Consider the following 6168-nt stretch of genomic DNA (forward strand, 5'->3'; position numbering starts at 1 on the left):
CCTTAGTTTTTTTACTTAATACAAACTGACCATATACTTACTTAGATTGGTATAACTAACTCAAGCTGCTCTTGCTAAACGCTTTGTTGATCTGGATCCCATTTTTATCATTACATGCACCCCACTATGCTCTTTCTTGTCTACAATTACCCATCGAATCGATTGCGTAACCGTTTCGATTACAGTCTAGCACGTCAATCTTATTGGGCAGGTTACCCAGAATTACATTGCTTGGGCTTAATCTGATCCACAAAAGGCCAATAGTGTGAAAAAAACCACCTTATTAAATAGCCATGTATCGGCACAGGTCGCAAGCCTTGGCCATACCGATACCCTGGTATTAGCCGATGCAGGCCTGCCTATTCCTAATGGCCCACAACGTATCGACTTAGCCGTGAGCCCAGGCGTACCTGACTTATTATCTGTGTTGGGTCCGCTATTAACTGAGCTGCAACTAGAAACCGTTACTTTAGCCAAAGAAGTGATAACGGTCAGCCCAGAGTGGCATCAGCAATTATTAGCGCACCTTGAACAAGCGAGCGTCACGCAGGGCAAAGCCATCACAGTTAGCTATATTAGTCATGAGCAGCTCAAACAACACACCACTCAGGCCAAGGCGGTGATCCGCACTGGCGAATACACGCCTTACGCTAATGTGATCTTGCACTGCGGCGTGCCTTTTTGAGGTGAATATGCAAGCAATACTGTCTTTGACAGCCATAGATAAGGCGTTTCCTGGGGTAAAGGCGCTAGCACAAGCAGGCCTTAACGTATACCCCGGGCAAGTGATGGCGCTGATGGGGGAAAATGGCGCGGGTAAGTCGACCTTAATGAAGGTGTTAACCGGTATTTATCAAGCCGATGCCGGCCATATTAGTTATCGCGGTCAGCCCTGTCACTTTAAAGGCCCTCGTGAGTCGCAACAGGCAGGTATCGGCATTATCCATCAAGAGCTTAATCTATTGAGTGAGCTCACTATTGCCGAGAATATTTATTTGGGCCGAGAGCCGGTGAATAAATTTGGCAAAATTAACTGGACTCAGTTATATGCTGATGCACAGGTATTGCTTGATCGATTACAAATTCGCCAGTCTCCTCAAACCCGCTTAGGTAACTTGAGCATAGGGGCTCAGCAAATGGTGGAAATTGCCAAGGCCTTATCCTTTAGTGCCGAGGTGATCATTATGGATGAGCCCACAGATGCCCTAACAGATACTGAAACTCGCGCCTTATTTAAAGTCATTAACGAGTTACGGGCTGACGGCTGCGCTATTGTCTATATTTCACATCGATTAAAAGAAATTTTTGAAATTTGCGATCGCGTGACTGTGCTACGTGATGGGCAATGGATTGCCGAAGCATCGGTGAATGACATAGATGAAGATCAGCTCATTGAACTTATGGTGGGCCGTAAACTCGACGAACAATACCCGAGAATATCCGTTCCTCAGGGCCAAGAAGTGCTTAAAGTGGAACGCCTCAGTGCTCCTGGCATTGAGGATATTAGTTTTAGCTTGCATCAAGGTGAAATATTGGGCTTTTCTGGCCTAATGGGGGCTGGGCGCACTGAGCTGGTAAAAGCCTTATACGGCGCCGAACCTCGCACTAAAGGTAAAGTGTGGTTGTCGGGTAAACCTTATGCGGCAACCCAGCCACAACAGGGGTTAGCCGCAGGCATTGCCTATATTTCAGAAGATCGTAAAGGCGACGGCCTTATATTGGGTTTATCCGTTAAAAATAATATGAGCCTGTCAGCCCTGCGTGAATTAAGCCGAGGGTGGCAGCTTGATCACAGTGCCGAGTGCTGTGCGGTAGATGAATTTATTCGCCTATTCAATATTAGAACCCCCTCTCGTGACCAGCTGATCGGCAATTTATCGGGAGGTAACCAGCAAAAAGTCGCCATTGCCAAAGGCTTAATGACACGCCCTAACGTGCTGATTTTGGACGAGCCCACTCGTGGCGTGGATGTGGGCGCTAAAAAAGAAATCTATCAGCTAATTAATCATTTTAAACAAGAAGGCATGGCCATTATTTTGGTGTCGTCTGATATGCCAGAGGTATTGGGCATCAGTGATCGTATTATGGTGATGCACCAAGGCCGCCTTAACGGTGAGTTTAGCGCCACCACAGCCACTCAAGAACAACTACTGGCCGCCGCTGTCGGTAAGCCCCATCAAAAGGAAGATTCATAATGACAACCGCTAATCACCGCCGCTGGTTTAGTAAAGAGTGGCTTATTGCCCAAAAGTCACTCATTGCGCTGATTGTGTTGATTGCCGTGGTGTCGGCATTAAACCCCTACTTTTTTACTGTCGATAACTTACTCAATATTTTACGTCAAACCTCGGTTAACGCCATTATTGCCGTGGGCATGACCTTGGTAATATTAACAGCAGGCATAGACTTAAGTGTGGGCTCGGTGCTGGCGTTATGTGGCGCCTTTGCTGCCAGCATGGTGTCGATGGAGCTGTCTATTTTTATCACCTTGCCCGCCGTGTTATTAGCCGGCTTTGCCTTGGGCAGTTTAAGTGGCTTAATTGTGGCAAAAGGCCGCGTACAAGTCTTTATTGCCACCTTGGTCACCATGACACTACTGCGCGGTGTGACCATGGTTTATACCCAAGGGCGCCCTATTTCTACCGGCTTTACGGATGCGGGAGATATATTTGCATGGTTTGGCACCGGCTATGTATTTGGCATACCGGTGCCAGTATGGTTAATGGCCATCACCTTTTTAGGTGCCTGGTATCTGTTAAACCATACCCGCTTTGGCCGCTATATTTATGCCGTGGGCGGCAACGAAGCGGCGGCTCGCTTATCGGGCATTAATGTGGCGCGGGTAAAAATTGGCGTCTATGCCATTTGTGGCATGTTATCGGCATTAGCCGCCATTATTGTTACCAGCCGTTTATCATCAGCCCAACCGACGGCAGGTACCACTTACGAGCTGGATGCCATTGCGGCTGTGGTGTTAGGCGGTACTAGCCTAGCCGGTGGTAAAGGCGCCATTATGGGCACCTTAATTGGCGCCCTCATTATTGGCTTTTTAAACAATGCCCTAAACCTACTGGATGTTTCTTCTTACTATCAGATGATCGCTAAGGCGAGTGTTATTTTGCTGGCGGTTTTGGTCGACAATAAACACAAATAACAACCCCCTTTATTAATGAGTGTTATTAAGGATAGCTATTATGAAAAAACTAACGACTGTACTGTCTGTTGCACTGTTAAGTGCCACCCTAAGTAGCGGCGCCTATGCCAAAGAAACCTTGGCACTGGTTATTTCTACGCTTAATAATCCGTTTTTTGTCACCATGAAGGAAGGGGCTGAGCAAAAAGCAGACGAGTTAGGCTATCGGCTGATTGTGCTGGATTCACAAAATGATCCCGCAAAAGAGCTTTCTAACGTAGAAGACTTAAACGTGCGCGGTGCGAAAGTGCTACTTATCAATCCCACTGACTCCGACGCTGTGACCAATGCCATTCGCTTAGCAAACCGAGTCAAATTACCGGTATTAACCCTAGATCGCGCGGCGAGCCGTGGCGATGTGATGTCACACATCGCCTCTGATAACGTAGCCGGTGGTTTGATGGCTGGCGACTTTATTGCCGAACAGGTAGGTAAAAGTGCCAAGGTGATCCAATTAGAAGGCATTGCCGGCACCAGTGCCGCTCGCGAGCGAGGCGAAGGCTTTAAACAAGCCATTGCTAAACACAACTTTGAACTGCTGGCCAGCCAACCCGCCGACTTTGATCGCACTAAAGGGTTAAACGTGATGGAAAACCTGCTAGCCGCTAACCCAGAGGTGCAAGCCGTGTTTGCCCAAAATGACGAAATGGCACTGGGAGCCTTACGAGCCCTACAAGCCGCCAATAAAAAAGACGTGCTAATTGTGGGGTTTGACGGCACTGAAGATGGCATAAAAGCAGTACAAGGGGGACGCTTGTCTGCCACTATTGCGCAACAGCCCGATGCTATTGGTGCGATTGCCGTCACCACCGCCGACCAAATTTTAACCGGAAAAACAATAGAAAAGTATATTCCGGTGCCATTACAAGTGATCAGCGAATAAGGTCAATATCATGACAGTAACTGTAGTAGGCAGCATTAATATTGATCATGTGATTCGCTTAGCGCAGTTTCCGCGCCCTGGCGAAACCCTCACCGGTGATGATTATCAGATTATTGCTGGCGGTAAAGGAGCTAATCAGGCGGTAGCGGCGGCGCGCGCGGGGGCCAGTACCCGGTTAATTGCTTGTGTGGGAGATGACGCTTTGGCTCATAGTTTGGTAGCAGGCTTTGCCAAAGATGGCATTAATACTCAAGCGATTGCCTCTATTCGCGAGGTGAACACGGGAGTGGCGCTTATTCAGGTCAATCGCGAAGGGGAAAATACCATTGCGTTAGCGGCCGGGGCCAATGCGCACCTAACCCCAGAACAACTCCAACATAACACGGCGGGCTTAGCGTGCCAGCAACTGTTATTACAGCTTGAAATTCCCTTGGCCACCAACATTGCTGCCGCCACTCAGGCTAAAGCTCAGGGGGCGACTGTGATACTTAATCCAGCCCCTGCACAAGCGCTGCCTGAGGAATTACTCTGTTTGGTGGATGTGATCACCCCTAATGAAACGGAAGCCGAGCAGCTCACCGGTATAGTAGTGAGCGATAATAAAGGTGCGGCGCAGGCTGCGGCGGCCTTACATAACAAAGGCATTGCCACTGTGATCATTACCTTAGGTGCCAGAGGCGTGTGGTTAAGTGAGCAAGGGCAAACGGGGCAGCTAATACCCGGTTTTAAAGTGAATGCCCTTGATACCACAGCCGCAGGTGACACTTTTAACGGCGCCTTATTAGCCGCCTTAGAGCATCAACAGCCCTTGCTAAACGCCATCGCCTTTGCCCAAGCTGGGGCAGCTTTGTCGGTGACGCGTCATGGCGCGCAAACATCCATTCCGTATCGGGCGGACATTCAGGCGTTTTTAGATGCTCATTTAGGTCGGAGCCCTGTTAATGGCCACCATTAAAGATGTTGCCCAACACGCAAAAGTATCCACCTCTACGGTGAGTCATGTGTTAAATAAAACACGCTTTGTCAGCCCAGAGGTGACATTACGCGTCGAGCAGGCAGTAAAAGAGCTGCGCTATGCTCCTTCAGCACTTGCGCGCAGCTTAAAAGTGAAAGAGACGCGAACATTAGGCATGCTTGTTACTAGCAGTGCCAACCCCTTTTTTGCCGAAGTAGTACAAGGGGTTGAGCAACGCTGTTTTGAGTTGGGCTACAGCTTAGCCCTGTGCAATACCCAAGGGGATAAAAAACGCTTAAACAGCAATATAGAAATGCTGCTGCAAAAGCGGGTAGACGGCATTATTTTAATGTGCACCCAGCTTGAACTGGGGGCACAGATTTTTGAGCGTTATCCTGATGTGCCACTGGTGCTCGCCGACTGGGGCCCGCAAGATATAGCAGCCGATATTATTCAAGACGGTGGGCAGCTGGGTGGGCAGTTAGCTACCGAGCATTTAATTGCCTTAGGGCATCGCCATATTGGCTGTATTACCGGCCCCTTAGGTCGACGAGCAGCCGATGAACGCTTAGCGGGCTTTAAAACCGCGATGGCGAATGCTCACTTAACCGTACATGATGAGTGGGTGTGTGAGGGGGACTTTGAGCTGGCAGGAGGCAATATTGCCATGAGTCAGTTACTCACTTTGCCCAAGCGCCCCACGGCCGTGTTTATTGCCAACGATATGATGGCCGCAGGTGCTTTACGCGCACTGGCAGACGCCAAGGTGGCCGTGCCCGAGCAGATGTCGATTGTTGGGTACGATAATATTGAACTGGCACATTATTTGGTGCCGGCTCTTACCAGCGTAGAGCAGCCCAAAGCCGTGATGGGCGCCTTGGCGGTCGATACGCTACTGGCACGCATTCAACAACCAAACTGTCCTAGACGTGTGCTTACTCTTAAGCCAGAACTGGTGATCCGACACAGTAGCCAACGCATATAATACCGCAAGGCAAGCGGCCATTGTGCCGCAACAGCCTTACTCTGTTATTAATGTGCTAGCATACTCAGGTGTTTTCATTATGTGAATCGCCATGACTCCCCATCAAAAAGGATTAATGATCACCGCTCTCGGTGTGCTGGTGATTGCTCCCG

General features: G+C 49.2%; 6 protein-coding genes. All 6 read left to right on the forward strand.

Features of this window, described 5'->3' with window-relative positions; genetic code table 11:
- Positions 1 to 265 precede the first annotated feature (265 nt).
- The 6 genes from rbsD to ACTHY5_RS10760 are packed head-to-tail and all read left to right on the forward strand — an operon-like array spanning position 266 to position 6016.
- On the forward strand, positions 266 to 685 hold the full coding sequence (gene rbsD, locus ACTHY5_RS10735; RefSeq protein WP_441879491.1) for a D-ribose pyranase: 420 nt from the start codon (positions 266 to 268) through the stop codon (positions 683 to 685).
- Positions 686 to 692: 7 nt separating this feature from the next.
- On the forward strand, positions 693 to 2195 hold the full coding sequence (gene rbsA, locus ACTHY5_RS10740; protein WP_441879493.1) for a ribose ABC transporter ATP-binding protein RbsA: 1503 nt from the start codon (positions 693 to 695) through the stop codon (positions 2193 to 2195).
- Entirely contained in the window at positions 2195 to 3154 is a 960-nt protein-coding gene (rbsC, locus tag ACTHY5_RS10745) for a ribose ABC transporter permease (protein ID WP_441879495.1), read from the forward strand. Before rbsA ends, rbsC begins: the two co-directional genes overlap by 1 nt.
- A 40-nt stretch (positions 3155 to 3194) precedes the next feature.
- Entirely contained in the window at positions 3195 to 4076 is an 882-nt protein-coding gene (gene rbsB / locus ACTHY5_RS10750) for a ribose ABC transporter substrate-binding protein RbsB (RefSeq protein WP_441879497.1), read from the forward strand.
- Positions 4077 to 4083: 7 nt separating this feature from the next.
- A complete protein-coding gene (gene rbsK / locus ACTHY5_RS10755) occupies positions 4084 to 5031 on the forward strand; it encodes a ribokinase (protein WP_441879501.1) in 948 nt (315 codons plus the stop codon).
- Positions 5018 to 6016 carry a substrate-binding domain-containing protein gene (locus ACTHY5_RS10760; protein ID WP_441879499.1) on the forward strand — a complete coding sequence of 333 codons (999 nt, stop codon included), beginning with the start codon at positions 5018 to 5020 and terminating at the stop codon, positions 6014 to 6016. The genes rbsK and ACTHY5_RS10760 overlap by 14 nt, the downstream gene beginning before the upstream one ends.
- Positions 6017 to 6168: the final 152 nt, after the last annotated feature.

The organism is Oceanisphaera sp. (assembly GCF_052084945.1).
Taxonomy (GTDB): domain Bacteria; phylum Pseudomonadota; class Gammaproteobacteria; order Enterobacterales; family Aeromonadaceae; genus Oceanimonas.

Excerpts from the sequence above, each read along its gene's own strand:
- rbsA (WP_441879493.1), top strand. The coding sequence starts at position 693 with ATGCAAGCAATACTGTCTTTGACAGCCATAGATAAGGCGTTTCCTGGG.
- rbsC (WP_441879495.1), top strand. The coding sequence starts at position 2,195 with ATGACAACCGCTAATCACCGCCGCTGGTTTAGTAAAGAGTGGCTTATT.
- rbsB (WP_441879497.1), top strand. The coding sequence starts at position 3,195 with ATGAAAAAACTAACGACTGTACTGTCTGTTGCACTGTTAAGTGCCACC.
- ACTHY5_RS10760 (WP_441879499.1), top strand. The coding sequence starts at position 5,018 with ATGGCCACCATTAAAGATGTTGCCCAACACGCAAAAGTATCCACCTCT.